12 protein-coding genes are annotated in these 20,150 nt (G+C 67.8%); 7 read left to right on the top strand and 5 right to left on the bottom strand.

Annotated elements, in window-relative coordinates; all coding sequences use genetic code 11:
• Positions 1-27: 27 nt before the first annotated feature.
• The 6 genes from LK434_RS03065 (at position 28) to LK434_RS03040 (ending at position 11,433) form a co-directional block, all read left to right on the top strand.
• Positions 28-2,454, top strand: coding sequence for a glycogen/starch/alpha-glucan phosphorylase (locus LK434_RS03065; RefSeq protein WP_006721288.1), 2,427 nt, complete (start codon positions 28-30; stop codon positions 2,452-2,454).
• Between the two features lie 135 nt (positions 2,455-2,589).
• The gene (locus LK434_RS03060) at positions 2,590-3,738 is read left to right on the top strand and encodes a glucose-1-phosphate adenylyltransferase (RefSeq protein ID WP_006721289.1); all 1,149 of its coding nucleotides are present in this window, start codon (positions 2,590-2,592) and stop codon (positions 3,736-3,738) included.
• A 4-nt stretch (positions 3,739-3,742) separates the two neighbouring features.
• Entirely contained in the window at positions 3,743-4,852 is a 1,110-nt protein-coding gene (glgD, locus tag LK434_RS03055) for a glucose-1-phosphate adenylyltransferase subunit GlgD (protein ID WP_006721290.1), read from the top strand.
• A gap of 139 nt (positions 4,853-4,991) precedes the next feature.
• A complete protein-coding gene (glgA, locus tag LK434_RS03050; protein WP_006721291.1) occupies positions 4,992-7,544 on the top strand; it encodes a glycogen synthase GlgA in 2,553 nt (850 codons plus the stop codon).
• A gap of 152 nt (positions 7,545-7,696) precedes the next feature.
• Positions 7,697-11,011 (top strand): 4-alpha-glucanotransferase, encoded by a 3,315-nt coding sequence (locus LK434_RS03045; RefSeq protein ID WP_006721292.1) that lies wholly within the window; start codon positions 7,697-7,699, stop codon positions 11,009-11,011.
• A 179-nt stretch (positions 11,012-11,190) separates the two neighbouring features.
• Positions 11,191-11,433, top strand: coding sequence for an FmdB family zinc ribbon protein (locus LK434_RS03040; RefSeq protein WP_006721293.1), 243 nt, complete (start codon positions 11,191-11,193; stop codon positions 11,431-11,433).
• Between the two features lie 172 nt (positions 11,434-11,605).
• Here the strand turns inward: LK434_RS03040 and LK434_RS03035 are convergent, their stop codons facing one another.
• The 5 genes from LK434_RS03035 to metK form a co-directional block, all read right to left on the bottom strand.
• Entirely contained in the window at positions 11,606-13,027 is a 1,422-nt protein-coding gene (locus LK434_RS03035) for a transcription antitermination factor NusB (RefSeq protein WP_040361254.1), read from the bottom strand.
• A gap of 127 nt (positions 13,028-13,154) precedes the next feature.
• Entirely contained in the window at positions 13,155-14,078 is a 924-nt protein-coding gene (gene fmt / locus LK434_RS03030; RefSeq protein WP_227917828.1) for a methionyl-tRNA formyltransferase, read from the bottom strand.
• Between the two features lie 2 nt (positions 14,079-14,080).
• A complete protein-coding gene (def, locus tag LK434_RS03025; protein ID WP_006721297.1) occupies positions 14,081-14,617 on the bottom strand; it encodes a peptide deformylase in 537 nt (178 codons plus the stop codon).
• 299 nt (positions 14,618-14,916) lie between these two features.
• Positions 14,917-17,442 (bottom strand): replication restart helicase PriA, encoded by a 2,526-nt coding sequence (gene priA, locus LK434_RS03020; protein ID WP_227917827.1) that lies wholly within the window; start codon positions 17,440-17,442, stop codon positions 14,917-14,919.
• Between the two features lie 181 nt (positions 17,443-17,623).
• Positions 17,624-18,931 carry a methionine adenosyltransferase gene (gene metK, locus LK434_RS03015; protein ID WP_006721301.1) on the bottom strand — a complete coding sequence of 436 codons (1,308 nt, stop codon included), beginning with the start codon at positions 18,929-18,931 and terminating at the stop codon, positions 17,624-17,626.
• A gap of 190 nt (positions 18,932-19,121) precedes the next feature.
• Here metK and LK434_RS03010 point away from each other — a divergent pair, with 190 nt between their 5' ends.
• Entirely contained in the window at positions 19,122-20,141 is a 1,020-nt protein-coding gene (locus tag LK434_RS03010) for a CorA family divalent cation transporter (protein ID WP_006721302.1), read from the top strand.
• Positions 20,142-20,150: the final 9 nt, after the last annotated feature.

Here is a 20,150-nt window from a genome sequence, read left to right as displayed (position 1 = left end):
AACCCAACCCGACCCCGAAAGGAAACCATGGATAAGATCTACCAAAGCAAAGAAGAGTTCGCTGAGCAGTATCGCCAGCATGTGCGCGCTCTTTCTGGCAAGGAATTTGAGGACACGAGCGATATCGACCGGTTCACCGCTCTCGCCAAGATGATCGCGGGCGATTCGCGCGTCATTGCCGCCCAGACCGACGAGCGCAATCGCGTAGAGGGAAAGAAGCGCGTCTATTATTTCTCGATCGAGTTCCTCATCGGCCGCCTTCTCGACAACTACCTGCTCAACCTTGGCATCCGCGACCTCGTCGCCGAGGCGATCGCTGACATGGGCGGCGACCTGGATGTGATCGAGCGCCAGGAGCCCGACCCGGCGCTCGGCAACGGCGGCTTGGGCCGTCTGGCCGCATGCTTCCTCGACTCGATGGCGCATGAGGGCATCGCCGGCTACGGCAACGGCATGCGCTACCGTTACGGTCTCTTCAAGCAGGAGATCGTCGACGGGCGCCAGGTCGAGGTCGCGGACGAATGGCTCTCCAAGGGCTACCCGTGGGAGGTCAAGCGCCCCGACAAGGCCGTCCGCATCGGCTTTGGCGGCCACGTGGTCTCGCGCCAGGAGGGTGACCGCACCATCTTCTCCGTCGAGGGAACGCAGGACGTCCTAGCCGTCCCCTACGACATCCCAATTGTGGGATATGGCGGCAAAACCGTAAATAAGCTCCGTTGCTGGAGCGCTGAGCCCATCGACGAGCACTTCGACCTCGACGCCTTCAACGCCGGCGACTACACCGGCGCCGACCGCGACCGCGCGAACGCTGAGGCCATCTCGGCGATTCTGTACCCCAACGACGCCGGCGAGCATGGGCGCCTCCTGCGCCTCAAGCAGGAGTACCTGTTCGTGGCCGCGGGTATCCGCACGCTGCTCGACACGTTCGAGCGCGAGCACGGCAAGGCCTGGGGTGAGCTGCCCGACTACGTCGCCATCCACACCAACGACACGCACCCCGCAATGTGCGGCCCCGAGCTCATGCGCATCCTCATGGACGAGAAGGGCCTGCCGTGGGACGAGGCGTGGGACATCGTGACGCGCACCGTGTCCTACACCAACCACACCATCCTGCCCGAGGCGCTCGAGAAGTGGCCCATCTCCACGTTCTCCTCGCTGCTGCCGCGCATCTACCAGATCATCGACGAGATCAACCGCCGGTGGCGCGAGGGCTTCGACATGAGCCAGCCCGAGAGCGCCGAGCGCCTGCGCGCCACGGCCGTCCTGTGGGACGGAGAAGTCCGCATGGCCAACCTCTCCGTGATCTGCAGCCACTCGGTCAACGGCGTGGCCAAGATCCACTCCGACATCCTCAAGGCGAGCACCCTCAAGGATTTCGCCGCGCTGAGGCCCGAGATGTTCAACAACAAGACGAATGGTATCTGCCACCGCCGCTTCTTCGCCGAGGCAAACCCCACCTACGCCAAGCTGGTGACCGAGGTCATCGGCGACGGCTGGCTGGACGATGCCTCCGAGCTCGAGAAGCTCACCGCCTTCGAAGGCGATGCCTCCTTCCTCGAGCGTGTGGGCGCCTCCAAGCGCGCCAACAAGCTGCGCCTGGCCGAGTACGTCAAGCGCGAGTGCAGTCTGGTCATCGACCCCAACAGCATCTTCGACGTCCAGGTCAAGCGCTTCCACGCCTATAAGCGCCAGCTGCTCAACATCATGAAGGTGATGGACCTCTACAACCGTCGCCTCGCCGACCCCAACTTCAAGATCCAGCCCACAACCTTCATCTTCTCGGGCAAGGCCGCCTCGAGCTACACCTTTGCCAAGGAGGTCATCCGCCTCATCAACGGGGTGGCCGAGGTCGTCAACAACGACCCGCGCGTCAACGACATCATGAAGGTCTGCTTCATCCCCAATTTCCGCGTCTCCAACGCCCAGCTCATCTACCCCGCCGCCGAGATCTCCGAACAGATCTCCACGGCCGGCAAGGAGGCCTCCGGCACCTCGAACATGAAGCTCATGATGAACGGCGCCATCACCCTCGGCACCATGGACGGCGCGAACATCGAGATTGTCGACCTCGCCGGCCGCGAGAACGAGGCGATCTTCGGCCTCACCACGCCCGAGGTGGAAGCGCTGCGCGCCTCCGGCCAGTACTTCGCTTGGGACATCGTCAACTCCGATCGCGCCCGCCTGGGCCGCATCATCGACCAGTTCGTCGACGGCACCTTCGCGGGCCTCTCGGGCAACTTCGAGAGCATCCACCACGAGCTCATGTTCAACAACGACTACGACTTGGTGCTCAAGGACTTCCACTCCTACGTGGACGCCTGGGAGTCCCTCACCTCGACGTATCCCGATGCGCAGGATTGGAACCGCAGGGCGCTGCACAACACGGCGATGTCCGGCTGGTTCTCGTCCGACCGCACCATTCGTGAGTACCGCGACGAGATCTGGCACGCTTAGAGGAGGTAGGTCGCACCGGGGCGCAGCCGGAAATCTGTTCTGCAACGGTGGCGGCATGCGCGGGAACGCCGCCACCGGTCACGGGACCCCGCTTTTTGCATCTGCAAAGCTCAATCGGATTCAAGGGAGAGATTGATGGCAACCAAAGAATGCATCGCGATGCTCCTCGCTGGAGGACAGGGCAGCAGGTTGATGGCGCTCACATCCAAGATCGCCAAGCCCGCCGTGAGCTTTGGCGGCAAGTTCCGCATCATCGACTTCTCGTTGTCGAACTGCGCGAACTCCGGCATCGACACCGTGGGCGTGCTCACGCAGTACCGCCCCTACCAGCTGCACGAGTACGTGGGCTCCGGCCGCGCGTGGGACCTGTCCGAGCACGGCGCGGGCGTCTCCATCCTGCCGCCCTACGCCACCCAGGATGGCGGCGCCTGGTACGCCGGCACGGCCGACGCCATCACGCAGAACCTCGACTACATCAAGAGCCATGACCCCAAGTACGTCTTGATCCTGTCGGGCGACCACCTGTACCGCATGGACTACCGCAAGATGCTCGAGAGCCACATCGAGCACGACGCCGACCTCACGGTCTCGGTCATGCCCGTGCCGTGGGAGGAGGCCAGCCGCTTCGGCATCATCACGGCCAACCCCGAGGACGGTCGCATCGAGAAGTTCACCGAGAAGCCGGAGAAACCGGATTCCAACTTGGCGTCCATGGGCATCTACATCTTCTCGACCGACGTGCTCGTCAAGGCCCTCGAGGAGGACGCCGTCGACCAGCGCAGCAGCCATGACTTCGGCAACGACATCATCCCCAAGCTCCTGGGCGAGGGCAAGCGCCTGTACACCTACGAGTTCCACGGCTTCTGGAAGGACGTCGGCACCATCGCCAGCTTCCACGAGACCTCGATGGATCTGCTGGGCGACAACCCCGAGTTCGACCTCTTCGACAAGTCCTTCCCCGTCATGAGCAACGACTCCACCCGCCCGCCGCACTTCATCGGTCCCGACGGACGCGTGGACGACTGCCTGGTCTCCAACGGCTGCCGCGTCTACGGCACCGCCCGCCACTCCATCCTGTCCACCGACTGCTACGTGGGCGAGCGCGCCATCGTCGAGGACTCCGTGCTGCTGCCTGGCGCCGTCGTGAAGGACGGGGCCCACGTCGCGCGCGCCATCCTCGGCGAGAACGCCGTCATCGAGGAGGGCGTCAAGCTCGGAAGCGTCGATATGACGAAGGACACCGCCGTCGTCGGAAACGACGTCGTCATCGGGAAGGGGGAATGATCCGATGATCAACCGCAAGGCCATCGGCTACATCACTGCCAACTACACGAGCAAGGAGCGCAGCCCGTTGCTCGAGAGCCGCCCGCTCGCGTCCGTGCCCTTCATGGGTCGCTACCGCCTGATCGACTTCCCGCTCTCCAACATGATGAACGCGGGCATCCGCACCGTGGGCGTCGTGCTTCCCGGTAACTACCGCTCTCTCGTCGACCATCTCGGAAGCGGCCGCGAGTGGGAGCTCGACCGCAAGAAGGGCGGCCTGTTCCTGCTGCAGGGCAGCGCCTACGGCACCGCCAAGAAGGGCATCCGCTTCCTGTTGCGCGACATCAACATGAACAAGATGCTGTTCCAGCGCGCCACCGAGCCCTACGTGGTCATGAGCGCCACGAACATCGCGTTCAACATGAACCTCTCCGACGTCATCGACGCCCATGAGCGCAGCGGATCCGGCGTCACCATGATCTACAAGAAGGCCGACCGCCAGCTCGACGACGTGACCCGCCTGGACATCGACGGCAACGGCCGCGTGACCAACCTCGCCGACGGCTGCTCCTACGGCGATAACGAATTCCTCGACTGCTTCATCATCAACCGAGACCTGCTGCTGCAGATCTGCGAGGAGTACGAGACGCTCGACTACCTCGACCTGTTCGAAGCCATCCGCCCGGACTTCTGCCGCATCGACGTGTGCACTTATGAGTTCAAGGGCCTCGCCGTCGGCATGTTCAACGAGGAGAGCTACTACCGCCGCAGCATGGAGATGCTCAACCCCGACGTCATGCACCAGCTGTTCACCCACAGCCGCCCGGTCATGACCAAGGCCCACGACACGCCGCCCGCGAAGTACAGCTCCGGCTCCAATGCCACGAACTCCTTCATCTCCGCCGGGTGCCGCATCGACGGCACCGTGCGCGGCTCCACCCTCTCGCGCGATGTCGTCGTCGAGAGCGGCGCGTACGTGGCGAACTCCATCATCATGCAGGGTTGCGTCATCAAACGCGGTGCCCGCGTGGAGAACGCGATTGTGGACAAGAACAACGTCATCGAGGCGGGTACCATCATAACCGGCACGCCCGACAACGTGCTCGTGGTGCCGAAGGTCCCGATCGCTAATTAACGAACCCGCCCGCACGGGATACGCGTTCGACACAAAAGAGCGTTACCATGGATACGCCGTCCGAGCAGAAGCTCTGGGCGGCGTATCCTCACAGACACCCCGCGCATCACGCGCGCATACCGAAAGAGAGCTGTACCAAATGCCAGACAACACCCCGAGCAAACTCCATGTGGCCTTTGCCAGCGCCGAGGCCGCGCCCTTCGTCAAGACGGGCGGCCTGGGAGACGTGGCGGGATCCCTGCCCCAGGCGCTCAAGGCGGCCGGGGCCGACGTGGTGGTGTTCGTGCCCAACTACGACACCATCGCGCAGAAGTACAAGGACCAGATGGACCACCTGTGCGACTTCTACGTTCCCCTGGGTTGGCGCAACGAGTACTGCGGCCTGGAGCGCCTCAACCACAAGGGCGTCGACTACCTGTTCGTGGACAACGAGCACTACTTCAGCCGCGGCTACCCCTACGGGTTCTTCGACGACGGCGAGCGCTTCGCGTTCTTCTCCAAGGCCGTGGTCGAGGCGCTGCAGTACCTCCCCTACGCCCTCGACGACTTCACCTGCGACGTCCTGCACTGCAACGACTGGCACACCGCCATGGCGCCGGTCTTTTTGCGCGAGTTCTACCAGGCGCTGCCGCTGTACCAAAACGTCAAGACCGTCTTTTCCATCCACAACATCGCCTTCCAGGGCCAGTACAGTGCCAAGGTGCTGAACGACATCCTGGGCCTGGCGCACGTCCCCGCCGCCGCGTTCCAGCTCACCTGCGGCCCAGACGCCGTCAACTACATGCAGGGCGCGCTCAATTACACCGATGCCATCACCACCGTCTCCCCCACCTACGCCGAGGAGATCAAGACGGCCGAGTTCGGCGAGCACCTCGACGGCATCCTGCGCCGCCGTGCCCCGATCCTGCAGGGCATCGTGAACGGCATCGACACCGACGGCTTCGACCCCGCCACCGACCCGCGCATCGCGCAGAACTTCACGGTCGAGGACCGCTCCGGCAAGGCGGTGTGCAAGGCGCGCCTGCAGGAGGAGCTCGGGCTGGAGGTCCGCGATGACCGGCCGCTCATGGTCATGGTGACGCGCCTCACGCGCCAAAAGGGCATGGACCTGGTCACCTACGCGCTCGACCGCATCCTGTCCGGCGGCGTGCAGGTGGCGGTGCTGGGCACCGGCGACTCCGAGTACGAGAACGCCCTGCGCTACTTCGAGGGCAAGTACCCCGGGACCATGGCGGCGCGCATCCAGTTCGACCCCGCGCTGTCCCAGCGCATGTACGCGGGCGCCGACCTGTTCCTCATGCCCTCGCTCTTCGAGCCCTGCGGCCTGTCGCAGATGATCGCCATGCGCTACGGCACCCTGCCCATCGTGCGCGAGACCGGCGGACTCAAGGACACCGTCATCCCGTACAACCAGTACACCGGCGAGGGAACGGGCTTCTCGTTCGCGCACTTCAACGGCGACGAGATGGCCGACGCCGTCTTCCGTGCGGCGCGCCTCTTCTGGGACAACCGCCCCGCCTTCGACGGGCTGGTTCAGAACGCCATGAAGGCGGACTTCAGCTGGAAGCGCTCCGCCGAGGCCTACATCGCCCTGTACCACAACCTGCACCCCGAGATCCCGCTGCCCCAGCCCGAGTCGGAGCCCGCGCCGCACGAGGAGGAGCCCGTCAAGGCCGAGCAGGCCGAGGATGAGCGCGCCGAGGAGGCTCCCGCCCAGCCTCAGGCCGCCGAGGACGCGCCGGAAAAGCAGCCCCAGGAGGGCAGCGGAGACCCGCAGGCAAAAGATGAGCCCCTCGCGGCTCAGGTCGCGCAGGCCGCCGGCGAGACGGGCGCCGAGCCGGTGAAGAAGACCCCGGCGCGCAAGGCGACCACGCGCAAGGCGAGCGCACCTAGGGCAAGCACCGCAAAGAAGACGGAGGGGGCCGCGAAGGCCACCGCGGCCAAGCCCAAGGCCAAGACCGCGAAGGCCGCCACAGCCGCCAAGGAGCCCGCGGTCGCCGCGAAGACCACCGCGAAGGCTGAACCCGCCCCTGCCGAGCAGGCCGACGCGAAGGCCCAGCCCGCGGCAACCGCGAAGGCCAGCGCCAAGAAGCCGGCTGCCAAAAAGACGACGTCGTCCAAGACCTCAACCGCCAAGGCCGCAGCCTCCGAGCCCAAGGCGACCAAGCCGCGCACCGCGAAAGCGACGACGTCGGCCGCTAAGCCCGTGGACGCGGAAGGCGAGGCCGCAACGGACGCCCCGACGGGCGCCACGGCCAAGAAGGCCGTCACGACCAAAAAGGCCACCGCTGCCAAAAAGGCCACCTCGTCCTCCTCTCGAGCCAAGAAGGCCAAGGAAGCCGACGATGAGCCGAAGCACGCATCTGCGACACCCGCCCCTGCCACGGTGAAGGCTGCCACGGTGAAGGCCGCCGCGCCCAAGAAGGACGCAGCCTCTGAGGCGGGCGACGCTGCCAAGCCCACCCGCAAGACCGCCGCTCAGAAGGCGACCGTCGCGAAGCCCGAGCAGCCGGCGCTCGACCTCGACGCCATCGTTCCCACCGTCACGCCTGCTCCCCAGGCGCCCACGGCACCCACGGAGAAGACCCCTACGGCGGCTGAAGCGGCGTACACGCCGGCGCACGCCAAGCCCAAAGCGGCACCTGTCACCAAGGTCGTTCCCAAGGCGACGCGAAAGGGCAAGCGCAAGTAGCCATCGCCGCAGCCATACGGACCGCGGCCCCATGAACAGCACCTCCCGCCCCCGCGACGCACCGCGCGCACGATGGGGCGGGAGGTGTGTTCCTTGACCCTCCACCCTGTATAATCGAACAGAAATTGTCCGTTCGTCGAGATAGCGCAACCATGAAGCTCATTCACCACTCCCGCAGGTCAGAATATCGCGTCCCCTTTGGGGCCGTCGTGGCCGGCACCACCGTCCACCTCACGCTTCGCGTCGAGGACGCGAGCGCGGAGTTCCTCACCGGCGAGGTCCGCACGTGGGTCGATGACCGCGGCGAGGAACTCGTTCCCATGCACCTCGGGCCCGACAACACCCTCGTCGCCGACCTCCCCTGCCCAAGCCCCTGCATCCTGTGGTACAGCTTCCTCGTGACCTGCACCGACGGCTCGCAGGTGCGCGTGGGCGCGCGCGAGGGGGCGACGGGAGGCGAGGCCGTCACCTACACCGACCGCGAGGACGTGCCCTCGTTCCAAATCACCGTGTACCGGCACCGTCAGACGCGCCCGGCATGGTACGAGAACGGCATCGTCTATCAGATATTCCCCGACCGCTATCGCCGCGATGAGGCGTGGCTCGAGCGCGCGCGGCCCGTGGTCGACGCGCCCCGCAAGGGCCCCGGCAAGCACCTCGTCATGGACTGGGACAAGCCGCCCGTCTACGACCGCAATGACGACAAATCCATCCGCAGCTGGGATTTTTACGGCGGCTCGCTCGAGGGCATCCGCGAGGACCTGCCCCGCCTGCACGCCATGGGCGTCACGGCCATCTACCTCAACCCCATCTTCGAGGCGCAGAGCAACCACCGCTATGACACAGGCGATTACCTGCACATCGACCCCATGCTCGGCACCGAGGAGGACTTCCGACGCCTCGCCGCGAGCGCGCGCGAACTCGGCATCTCGCTCATACTCGACGGCGTGTTCAACCATACGGGCGACGACTCGCTCTACTTCAACCGGTTTGGCAACTACCCCGGCACGGGCGCCTGGCAAAGCGAGGACTCGCCCTGGCGCGACGCGTATTGCTGGAACGAGGACGGCACGTACAGCTCCTGGTGGGGCATCGAGAACATGCCCGACCTCAACGAGAAATCCAAGCGCGTGCGGGAGCTTTTGCTGGGCGACCACGGCGTGGTGCGCACCTGGCTGCGCGCGGGCGCGCGCGGCTGGCGCCTCGATGTGGCCGACGAGCTCTCCGACGAGCTCATCGCCGACATCAAGACGGCCGTCCTGGAGGAGTGCCCCGACGGCCTGCTGCTCGGCGAGGTCTGGGAGGACGCCTCGAACAAGCTCGCCTACGGCAAGCTCCGCTCCTACCTGTTGGGCGACGAGCTCGACTCCGCCATGAACTACCCCCTGCGCGACGCGATCCTCGGCTTTTTGGTGTACGGAGAGAGCGCGTACCAATGCGCCGAGCGCATCGAGACGCTCCGCGAGAACTATCCGCCCGAGGCCCTGGCGTGCTGCCTCAACCTGCTGGGGAGCCACGACAAGCCGCGCATCGCCTCGGTGCTGGGAGGCGGCCCTGACGAAAGCACCCTGCCCGAGGAGGAGCGCGGCAAGTTCCGCCTGGACGAGCACTCCATGGGACTCGCCAAGGGACGCTTTTGGCTCGCGACCCTTATGCAGATGACGCTACCTGGCGTGCCCTCCATCTACTACGGCGATGAATACGCCCTCGAGGGGCTCTCCGACCCCGGCAACCGCCGCACCCTGCCCACGCCCGACCAGGTCCACGACCGTGACATGCTCACCATGGTCCGCAACACCGCGATGCTGCGCCGCGCGCTGCCGTTCCTCGTCAACGGCACGCTGGAATCCTACGCCTGCAACGAGGACGTCCTGTGCTACCGCCGCCGCGGCTCCGACGGCCAGGCGGCGAGCATCCTCATCAACCACAGCCTTAGCAACACGCGCTCCGTGCGCGTGCCCATCGACGGCGACTTCGGCGTCGACGTCATCTCCGGCGCCGACTTGGAGCGCGGGGCCGACGGGTGCGCCGAGGTGCGCCTGTGGCCGTTGGGCTCAGCGGCGATCTACTCGAGCCGCAGCGAGCGCCTGCAAAAGCCCCTCGCACGCGGGGCGGGCGTGGTCGCGCACATCACCTCGATCCCCAACGCGGGTCGCGCCGGCACGCTCGGCGCCCCCGCGCGGCGCTTCATCGACCACCTGGCGACCATGGGGATCCGCTATTGGCAGGTGCTGCCCGTCAACCCGTGCGACTCCTTTGGCTCGCCCTACGCCGGCCCCTCCGCGTTCGCCGGCAATATGAACCTGCTCGAGGAAACGCCGGCCGTGCTCAAGCGCGCGTTCGAGCGGTTCAAGGCGACGGGCGGCTTCAACAGCGAGGCGTTCTTCGACTTCGCCCTCGAAAACGAGAGCTGGCTCGATCCCTACTGCGCCTTCATGGCGGTCAAGGACGCGATGAACGGCACCTCGCGCCATAGCTGGCCTGCCGAGCTGCGCCGCTACCATGTCGGCATCTTCGCCGACGCCCGCTTTTCCGACCGGGCGCGCTTCCACGCCTTCGTGCAATACCGCTTTGAGACCGAATGGGCCGAGATGCTCGCCTACGCGCACGCGCACGGCATCGAGCTCATCGGCGATATCCCCATGTACGTCTCGGACGACTCCGCGGACGCCTGGAGCGAGCCCGAGATGTTCTCGCTCGGCAAGGACGGCATTCCCTACGAGATCGCGGGCGTCCCCCCGGATCGCTTCTCCGCCACCGGGCAGGTGTGGGGCAACCCCACCTATCGCTGGGACGCGATGCGGCAGGACGGCTACGTATGGTGGCTCGCGCGCCTGCGCCGCTCGCTCAAGCTCTACGACCGCGTGCGCCTCGATCACTTCCTGGGCTTCCACAACTACTTCGCTATACCCGCGGGCGGGACCGGCGCGGACGGCACGTGGATGCCGGGCCCGGGCATCGAGCTGTTCGAGAAGGCATATGAGCAGCTCGGCCCGCTGCCGCTCATCGCCGAGGACCTGGGCCTGTTGACCCCCGGCGTGCGCGCGCTGCTGGCGAGCTGCGGCTTTCCCGGCATGGACGTCCTCGAGTTCGCCGACTACGATGTGCGCCAGCAGATCTGCCCGCACAAGGAGAAGGTGCTCTACACCTCGACCCACGACACCTCGACGCTCATCGGATTCTGCCAGCGCTCCTTTTGCTCCGACGCCGACGAGCAGGGCGCGGCGTATCTCGCGGGCGAGATCATGCGCCATGCGCTCGAGAGCCGCGCCGACGTGGTGATGATGCAGCTGCAGGACCTGCTGCGGCTGGGCGACGAGGCGCGCATGAACGTGCCGGGCGTGGCCGAGGGCAATTGGAGCTGGCAAGCAAGCGATGATCTGATCTGCGAGTACGAGCGCAAGATCGCGGGCGTCCTCGCCGAGACCCATCGCCGCGTGGAGCCGACCGACGTCCAGACGGCATAAACCCGCCACATCGCGACGTGCGGTTTTGGGGTACAGTAACCCCCGTACACATTCGCGGGGCGCTCGCAGGCACAGGACGGGCGGCCATCGTGAGCGCCATCTCGCATCCAGCTTGACGGCGGTCGCGGTGGCCGCCGCTTTGGGCGCGGGCGACAGGCGCATCGATGAGAGGAAGACGTATGGCACGATACGATTATCGCTGCACGGCGTGCGGCTCGGTGTTCGAGGTCGAGCACGGCATGACCGAGCGGCCGGAGGTTCTTTGCCCCTCCTGTGGGGGCAGCGCGGAGAAGGTCTTCAGCGCCAGCGGCATCAAGTTCGAGGGGTCCGGCTTCTACAACACCGATCAGCGCGACGGGGGCGGCGCGTCACCGGCGGGCGGCTCCTCGTGCGGCTGCGAGTCCTGCCCGCACAACAACTAGGGTGCCGAATCGTCGGTGGCATCGTGGCCGAACCGGCGTCACGCCCCAGCACCGCAGGCCACGTGCATGAGACGACCCTCGGGTTCCGCCCGAGGGTCGTCTCATGTGCAGCAAGGTTCGTGTAGCCAAGACGCGGCCCGCCCGCGCGCGAGCGCCGAGCGAGCGCGACCCATCACACCGCCGACGCCTGCGAGCGCCGGACCATACGCGCGCAAAAATGCCCATCGAACTCGTCGGGCGCAGGATACGTGTGGAACAGCCCCCGCTCGTCCTCGTGCCCGCGGATGACATCGGCCGCATGGCGAAACGGCTCCAGGCAAAACGCGGGCGCCTGGGAAAGCGGCTCGACGCGAAACGCCGACCCCATCTCGCTACGCGCAAAACGCTCGAGGACGCCCTCATTCTCCTCGGGCATGATGGAGCAGGTCGCATACAGGAGCTGCCCTCCCACCGCGACGCGCGCGGCGGCAGCGCTCAGGAGCGCGAGTTGCAGCTCGGGCAAATCGCGCGTCACGTCGGTGCGCGCGAGCCGCCACGGGATCTCGCCATGACGGCGCATGGTGCCGGTGCCGGAGCACGGGGCGTCGACGAGGACCGTGTCGAACTCCATGCGACGGGCCGCCTCGCGATCGAGGGCCCCAAGCACCGCATCGAGGTCGCGGGCGTCACCGAACGCCGTCTTGACGCGCGGGTACTCCGCCAGCTCGATGCGGCGCGCATTTGCCGCGCACTTGCCCTCGTACAGGTCGAGGGCGACATGCGTGCGCGTAAGGCCCGCGCGGATGGCCTGGGACTGCATGACGAAGGTCTTGGTGCCGCGGCCCGCGCCGATCTCCAGGCAGGATCCCGCGGCGACGGCCGCGGTCGCGATGAGCTGCGCGGAGAAATCCGAGGCGACGGCATCTGCCCGGTCGAACGCGCCGGCGTGCGCGACCGCGCCCACGTGCGCCACGCGATAGGCCCCGGCAAGACCGAGCAATGCGGGCTGCGCCTGATCGAGCCACGAGGGTTTCGACCCGTCGAGGCGCGCATTGAGATGGACCGCCGTCGGAGCCGGGCGCGTCTGGGCCGCAAGCACGCGCGAGGACTCCAGCGGGTGCGCCCGGGTGATTGCCCGCACGAGCCACACCGGCAACCCGGAGCGCCGCGCCGCGGACACGATGGGTCGCTGCTCATCAACGGCGTCCTCGGCGCTCAGGAACTGCGTGCGGTTCTCGCACACGCGCCGCAACACGGCGTTGGCGAGGCCCGAGGCGCTCTTGGCGCATGAGCGCACGAGCTCGACGCCCTGACTCACCACCACGTCGGCCGGCGTGTCCAGATACAGCGCCTCGTACGCGGAGATGCGCAGGCAGCAGCGCACGCGCGCCGAGACCTTTCCCGGCTTGGCAAGGTGCGAGTTGAGCGCGTCGTCGAGGCACCCCTCCGTAGCGGTGACGCCCAAGGCGAGGCGCAGGGCGAATGCGGCGTCCCGGGAACTCAGGCGCCCCAACTGATCCCCGTGCGCGAAGATGTCGCGCACGTACCGACCGCTCTCCTGCGCCTGCATGAGCGCATCGAGCGTGGCGCGACGTGCGGGCGTCAAGCCTGCCATAGATGAGATCCTCCTCACGGCCGCGCAGTCATCGCCCGCGGCGCTCATAGCGTCAATCATACGCATCGGTCATCGCCCACGCGGACGCGCGATTGCGCGCGGCAGCGGAGATGCCAGGCGATACGGCCTACAGGCGCTCCCAAGTCCCGCGCGATGCGCGCTGGCCGGCAGCCCATGCGGCCGCGTCCATCTTGCGTTTGCCGTCCGGCTTGATGGAGAGCACCTCAAGCACGCCGTCACCGCAGCCGAGAAACACGCGGCCCCCCTCGATGCGCAGCTCGCCTTGCGCCACCGTCGGCGCACCGGGCGCAGCGCGCACGGCGCGCATGACGCGAGCCGGCTTGCCCGAAAGCGCGCACCGGGCCGGCGCGGCGTCGGACGAGGCGAGGACCTTGCGCTCGGACGCGAGCGCGGCGTCCGCGGGGTCCAGGCGCATGTCCGCCTTGGAGACCTTAGCGGCATGCGTCACCAGCGACTCGTCCTGCTCCGTCCAGATGGCCGTGCCGTCCATGAGCGAGGGCAGCGCCTCGACGAGCAGGTCGCCGCCGAGCTCGGCGAGCTCGGCCGTCAGCTCATCCGCGGTCTTGCCGCCCACGCCGCACGAGGCCTGGGCGCAGTAGGCGCCCGTGTCGACACCGTGCCCGATGCGCATGATGGACACGCCGGTCCGCGCATCGCCCTCCAAGATGGAGCGCTGGATGGGGGCGGCGCCGCGCCAGCGGGGCAACAGGGAGGCATGGACGTTCACGCAGCCCAAGGGAGCCATGGTGAGGACCTCGTCGGGCAGGATGCAGCCATAGGCGGCGACGCAGAACACGTCGGCATGGGCGGCGCGGAGGGCGTCGAGCACCTCGGGCGTCATGCGGTTCGCCTCGAGCACCTCGAGCCCCAGATCGAGCGCCGCCTCCTTGACGGGCGAGGGCTCCAGCTTCTTTCCGCGCGAGCGCACGGCGTCGGGGCGCGTGAGGACGAGCGCGACGTCGTGGACGGCGGCGAGTTTGCGAAGCGACGGCACGGCGAACGACGGCGTGCCCATAAAGACCACGCGCATGGCTACTCCGTCTCCCCCGGCCTGGCCCCGCGGGCCAGCGCCTCCTGGTACTGCTTCATGGCGTGCACGCGCTGCTGCGGCGTCAGGCGATCGAACATCGTCTTGCCGTGCAGATGGTCGATCTCGTGCTGCAGGCACACGCAGAACAAATCGCCCGCCGCCTCGTAGCGGATGCAATCGCCGTCGAGGTTGTAGGCCTCGACCACCACATGGTCGGGTCGAAGGATCTCGCAGTTGATGCCCGGGATGGACAAGCAGCCCTCGCTGGACGGCACGAGGTTGTCGGACTGCTCGACGATCACCGGGTTGATGAGGACGTAGGGGTCGTAATCCTTCTTGGAGGAATACTCGGTGTCGATGATGGCGAGCTGGATGGTCTGGCCCACCTGCGGGGCCGCCAGGCCGCAGCCGCCGTTCTCGAACATCTGGTCCTTCATGCGCTCGACGAGCTCGATGAGCTCGCCGTTGATCTCCTCCACCTCGGCGCACTCCTGGCGAAGGCGCGGATCCGGCGAAAGCACGATTCCGTTGACTTCCATGTTCTTCCTTTCACGGGGCTCAAGGCCCCTTCATGTACCCAAGCGAACGCGGCCGACGCGCGCCTCGACCGTACGGTCGGCCCCCACACAGGACCGCTGGCCTACGGGCACGGTGGGCATCCGCTGCGCGTCCGTCCAATCGTCATGCCCTCTATACTACCCGCATTCAGCCGCCGTCGAGATCATGATCTTGCGGCGCGCGGTGCGCATCGGGGCCGTCGCGCACCTCTTCAAACACGGGAACCGCACGGGCGACCTCGTATGCGGGAGGGCGTGTGTGCCCCTGCGGGAGCGGGCGGTCACATGAGATCGTAGGCGTCCACGTCGACCGCGATGCTCACGCCGGGCCGCGTCCCGGCGCGCGAGACGGCGGCCGAGAGCGCGCCGGAGAGGTCGTAGTCGAGCGGCGCCTTGACGATGATGTGAAACCGGTAGCGGTCCTTGGCGCGCTCGATCACGCAGGGCGTGGGCCCGAGGACCTGGGGCGCGTCCAAACCGGGACGGCGCGCCGCGCCCCCCAACGGGTGCAGCCCGAGCGACGCGTCGAGGCCCATCTGGGAGCGCAGCTCCCCGGCGATGCGCTCGACCATCGAGCGCGCGGCGCGCTCCTCGCGGCCCCACACCAGGATGTTCGCCAAGAGGACATAGGGCGGGTACAGGGCATCGCGGCGCATCGCGAGGTCGTGGGCGGTGAAGATGCCGCGCTCATGCGCCTTGACCGCGCGGATGACCGGCTCGTCGGGCACGTAGGTCTGGATGATCACGCGCCCCGGGTCCCGCCCGCGACCGGCGCGCCCCGCCACCTGCTCGAGCAGGTCGAAGGCGCGCTCGCCGGCGCGGAAGTCGGGCATCTTGAGCGCGTAGTCCGCATTGATGACGCCCACGAGCGTGACCTCGGGAAAGTCGAGCCCCTTGGCGATCATCTGCGTGCCCAGCAGCACCGCGCACTCGGCGGCGTCGAACTGCTCGAGCAGCTTTTGGTGCGAGCCCTTGGCCCGCGTCGAGTCGGCGTCCATGCGGATCACTTCGACGTCGGGCGGCAGCAGCTCCCGCAAGGCGTCTTCGACCTGCTGCGTCCCCAGGCCCATCTTGGCAAGATAGCGGCTGCCGCACTTGGGACAGGCGCTGCCGTACTCGGGGTATGGCCGCACGCGATACGACGCGCCGCAGGTGTGGCATTCGAGCGTGTGCGAGCGCTCGTGATACGTGAGCGCGGTGGAGCAGTGCCTGCATGTGGGCACGCAGCCGCACTCGCGGCACATGAGAAAGCTCGCGAACCCCCGTCGGTTGTGCAGCAGCACCGCCTTTTGGCGCTTGGCGCCCACCTCGTCCAGCGCGTCGAGCAGGGGCTTGGAAAAGATCGAGCGGCTACCGGACGCGAACTCGCGCCGCAGGTCCGCGACGACGACCTCGGGCAGGCGGGAGCCTCCGGGGCGCTCGGGCATCTCCACCCGCGTCCAGCGCACACCGGCATGACCGCCCGCCTCGCAGCGCGCCAGGGCCTCCGCGGAGGGCGTGGCGGAGCCCAGGACGAGCGGGCAGCCATTGAGGCGCGCGAGCTCGGCGGCGACCTCGCGGGCATGGTAGCGCGGGCTGCTCCCCTGCTTGTAGCTCGCCTCGTGCTCCTCATCTATCACGATGAGCCCCAAGTTGGCGAGCGGGCAGAAGAGGGCCGAACGGGCGCCGACCACCACGCGGGCCGCGCCGGAGCGGACCATGTCCCACTGATCGAGGCGCTCGCCCGCCGAGAGGCGCGAATGGAACACCGCGACCGCGTCGCCGAAACGCGAGCGGAAGCGGCCCACCGTCTGCGCGGTGAGCGAGATCTCGGGCACCAGGACGCACGCCGTGCGGCCCGCATCGAGCGTGCGCTCGATGGCCGACAGGTAGACCTCGGTCTTGCCCGATCCCGTCACGCCGTCGATGAGCACCACGTCGCCCGCCGCCGCATCCGCCGCGCGCGCGATCGCCTCGAGGGCCGCGCGCTGGCCCGCCGTCAACCGGTCGGGCGCCGCGCCGCAGGCGGACGAGAGGGTGGTCGCCCCGTCGCATCCGCGCCAGCTGCGCCGCTCCTCCACCGCGACGACGCCGCGCTTCTCCAGCGCACGCACCGTGGCGGACAGGTCGCCCTGCATGAGGTTGAGCTCGCGGGTGGTCACGGGCCCACACGACAGGGCCTCGATGAGCTGGCGCTGGCGCACCGCGCGCTCGGCGGGCTCAAACGAGCGCCCCTCATCGGTCAGGCTCACCCAGCGAGCCGTGACGGGCGACACAGTGGGCGGCTCGTACGCATAGGAGCCGTCCTCGCCGCGCACGACCTTCCCCGCGCCGCCGGGAGGCAGCAGCAAACGGAGGCATTCGGAAAGCGGGGCCACGTACTGACGGCTCATCCAAAAGGCGAGGCGCGCGGAGGCCGAGGAGAACGCCGGGGCGGCGGCGACGTCGCGGATGCGCTTCACGCGGCTCGGATCGACGCCCCGCGCGCCGGGGAGCTCGTCCAAAGAGCGAGCGCGCGCGACCACGTACCCCGCCTCGACGCGGCGCCCGAACGGCACGAGGACCGTGACGCCGACTTGACAGGACTCCTCGTGCTCGGGCTCGACGGCGTAGGCAAAGGGCTCGGACAGCGCGCGCGCCGGAATATCGATGACGACCGATACGTATGCGACTGCCTGCGCGCCGTCACGCGATGCGCATGCGGGCGACGCGGCGCACGGGGCGGCTCGATGCGCCTCGTCCGCCTCGTCAGGGGCGCCTCCCCTCACGTCGTCGCGCTCCGCGAGCCCGTCCAGCAAACTCAGTTGTTGTTCATCCAGATGTCTCATGGCTCAAGTGTAGCCCAGAGAGCGTGCATACGGCGACATCGCACGCGCCTCGATGCGCAACGCACGGGCGCTGGCGCACATGGGGGCATGTCGAGTGCAGGCAGGCGCGTCAAGGCAAGAGGGGCCAGCGCATGGCCCCTCTCGTGCAAACGGCTCTACAGCCCGGTATGTCCCCCGCGCGCTACGCGCCGAGTCCGCAGGCGGCGCGCAGCTCGTCCACGCGGTCGGTGCGCTCCCAGGTAAAGTCGGCGTCCTCGCGGCCAAAGTGGCCATAGGCAGCCGTCTTCTCGTAGATGGGGCGACGCAGGTCGAGGTCGCGGATGATGGCGCCCGGGCGCAGGTCGAACACGCGGCGCACGGCATCGGTGATCGTCGCCTCGTCGACCAAGCCCGTGCCGAACGTGTCGACCATGATGGACAGCGGATGGCTCACGCCGATGGCGTAGGCGAGCTCGATCTCGCAGCGCTCGGCCAGACCGGCGGCCACCACGTTCTTGGCCACCCAGCGCGCCGCGTAGGCGGCGGAGCGGTCGACCTTGGTGCAGTCCTTGCCCGAGAACGCGCCGCCGCCGTGACGACCCATGCCGCCGTAGGTGTCGACGATGATCTTGCGGCCGGTGAGGCCCGTGTCACCCATAGGGCCGCCCACCACGAAGCGCCCGGTGGGGTTCACGTACAGCTCGGCGCCGTCCCAGGGAATGCCCGCCGCCTCCATAACGGGCGCGATCACATGCTCGCGCATGTCGGCCTCGATGATCGACATGTCCTCGACCTCTGGCGCGTGCTGCGTGGAGATGACGACGGTCTCGACGGCGACGGGGCGGCCGCCCTCGTAGCGAACGGTGACCTGAGTCTTGCCGTCGGGGCGCAGGTAATCGAGCGTGCCGTCGTGGCGCACCGCGGACAGGCGCTCCGCCAGGCGGCTCGCCAGGTAGTGCGGCATGGGCATGAGCGTGGGCGTCTCGTTGGACGCGTAACCGAACATCATGCCCTGGTCGCCGGCGCCGATGAGGTCGAGCGGGTCGGTGGTGCGGCCCGCCTGCGCGTCGAAGGACTCGTCGACGCCCTGCGCGATGTCGGGGCTCTGCTCGTGGATGAGGTTGAGCACGCCGCAGGTGTCGCAGTCGAAGCCGAACTTGGCGCGATCGTACCCGATGCGGCGCACGACCTCGCGCGCGATGTTCTGAACGTCGATGTAGGCCTCGGTGCGAATCTCGCCGGCGACGATGACGGTGCCGGTGGTGACGAAGGTCTCGCATGCACAGCGGACGTCCTCAAGCTTGGCGGGCGTGCCGTTGGGCGCGACGTAGCCCTTGGTCTCGAGCTCGGCCTCCTTCGCAAGGATGGCATCGAGGATGGCGTCGGAAATCTGGTCCGCGATCTTGTCGGGATGTCCCTCGGTGACCGACTCGGAGGTGAACACGAACGAGCCCGACCCGGGACGCCGCATGGTTTTCGCATCTTGGGTGGAACGAATCTGATCTAGCATATAAGCCCCTTTCCGTGTTGCACCCGGCGACCGTTACCATTCCGCCGGGTGCGCTGGGTAATTGTAGCGCCCGGCGCGGTGCCGGGGCGGGCGTGCGCGCAGGCTCTGCCAAAGCTGCACATGCACCGATGGGACGCGCGCGGCAAAAACGGGTACAAGCGTCACAGGACGACAGGGAGGACGGCAGGGCATGGACACGACGCACCGCGACCTCGAGCGGGACATCGAGCGCATCGACGCGATGCTGCATGCGGACGAGGCACCGCGCGGGCGGCGGGCCGCGAAGGGCGGCGGCTCCGAGGACGAAAGCGGGCGCAAGGGCGGACGCAGAAGCGGACGCGAGGCCGCCGCGGCGCGCATCGAGGTCATCGACTTGGGCGAGGTCGACGGCCTCGGCATCGAGGACAAGGACGTCCTGCGCACCCTGCGCGAGCTCGCCACGAGCCACTCGACGTTCGCCGAGGCGTACGCGGGGTGCTTCGCCGGCTCCGTCTACCTGCCCGAGGCCCCGGGCGCCACGCGCAAGCGCGTGCACTTCGGCTTTTTCCTCGACGACGCCCGCCTCGCGCTGCTCAACATCGACGGCGCGTACTCCGGCACGGCCGAGGGCGCCCTCACCGACGACCTCTCGTCGTACCCGTCGGCCCCGCGCGCCCTCTACGAGCTGCTGCGCCATCTCATCCGCGAGGACTTCCTGCGCCTCGTCGACGTCGAGGGCGAGCTGTCCGACATCGAGGAGCGCATCATCGCCGCGCCGAGCCGCCTGCGCGGCGAGGACGGCCGCATCCTGCGCCGCCGCAGGGAGCTCATGCGCCTGAACGGCGCCTACCAGCAGCTCGACGAGCTTGCCAGCACCATCGCGCAGGACGACGACGGGCTGCTCCCCCGCACCGATCGGCGGCTGTTCAACACGCTGTCCCAGCAGGCGCAGCGCCTGTCCGCGAAAGCCCAGTACCTGCGCGAATACTGCGTGCAGCTCATCGAGCTCAAGGACGCGCGGGCCGACGCCCGCCGCGACGCCACGAATCTCTACCTCACCGTCGTGGCGTCCATCTTCGTGCCCATCACCACCATCACGGGGTGGTACGGCATGAACTTCTCGAACATGCCCGAGCTGAGCTGGGAGTACGGGTACGCCACGGTCATCGCGCTGAGCCTCGTCATCATCGCGGCCGAGCTGGCGTTCTTCAAGTGGAAGAAATGGCTGTGAGATAGGCGC

Origin of the sequence: Collinsella stercoris DSM 13279 (assembly GCF_020735465.1) — a bacterium.
In the GTDB taxonomy this organism is placed as follows: Bacteria; Actinomycetota; Coriobacteriia; order Coriobacteriales; family Coriobacteriaceae; genus Collinsella; species Collinsella stercoris.
The sequence above is the reverse complement of the archived record's forward strand: the minus strand, read 5'-3'. Positions and strand labels throughout refer to the sequence as shown.

Bases quoted from the DNA above. Each gene is read 5' to 3' on its own strand.
- LK434_RS03040 (WP_006721293.1), top strand. From the start codon at position 11,191: ATGGCACGATACGATTATCGCTGCACGGCGTGCGGCTCGGTGTTCGAG.
- LK434_RS03060 (WP_006721289.1), top strand. From the start codon at position 2,590: ATGGCAACCAAAGAATGCATCGCGATGCTCCTCGCTGGAGGACAGGGC.
- fmt (WP_227917828.1), bottom strand. From the start codon at position 14,078: ATGCGCGTGGTCTTTATGGGCACGCCGTCGTTCGCCGTGCCGTCGCTT.
- glgD (WP_006721290.1), top strand. From the start codon at position 3,743: ATGATCAACCGCAAGGCCATCGGCTACATCACTGCCAACTACACGAGC.
- priA (WP_227917827.1), bottom strand. From the start codon at position 17,442: ATGAGACATCTGGATGAACAACAACTGAGTTTGCTGGACGGGCTCGCG.
- def (WP_006721297.1), bottom strand. From the start codon at position 14,617: ATGGAAGTCAACGGAATCGTGCTTTCGCCGGATCCGCGCCTTCGCCAG.
- metK (WP_006721301.1), bottom strand. From the start codon at position 18,931: ATGCTAGATCAGATTCGTTCCACCCAAGATGCGAAAACCATGCGGCGT.
- glgA (WP_006721291.1), top strand. From the start codon at position 4,992: ATGCCAGACAACACCCCGAGCAAACTCCATGTGGCCTTTGCCAGCGCC.
- LK434_RS03065 (WP_006721288.1), top strand. From the start codon at position 28: ATGGATAAGATCTACCAAAGCAAAGAAGAGTTCGCTGAGCAGTATCGC.
- LK434_RS03010 (WP_006721302.1), top strand. From the start codon at position 19,122: ATGGACACGACGCACCGCGACCTCGAGCGGGACATCGAGCGCATCGAC.
- LK434_RS03045 (WP_006721292.1), top strand. From the start codon at position 7,697: ATGAAGCTCATTCACCACTCCCGCAGGTCAGAATATCGCGTCCCCTTT.
- LK434_RS03035 (WP_040361254.1), bottom strand. From the start codon at position 13,027: ATGGCAGGCTTGACGCCCGCACGTCGCGCCACGCTCGATGCGCTCATG.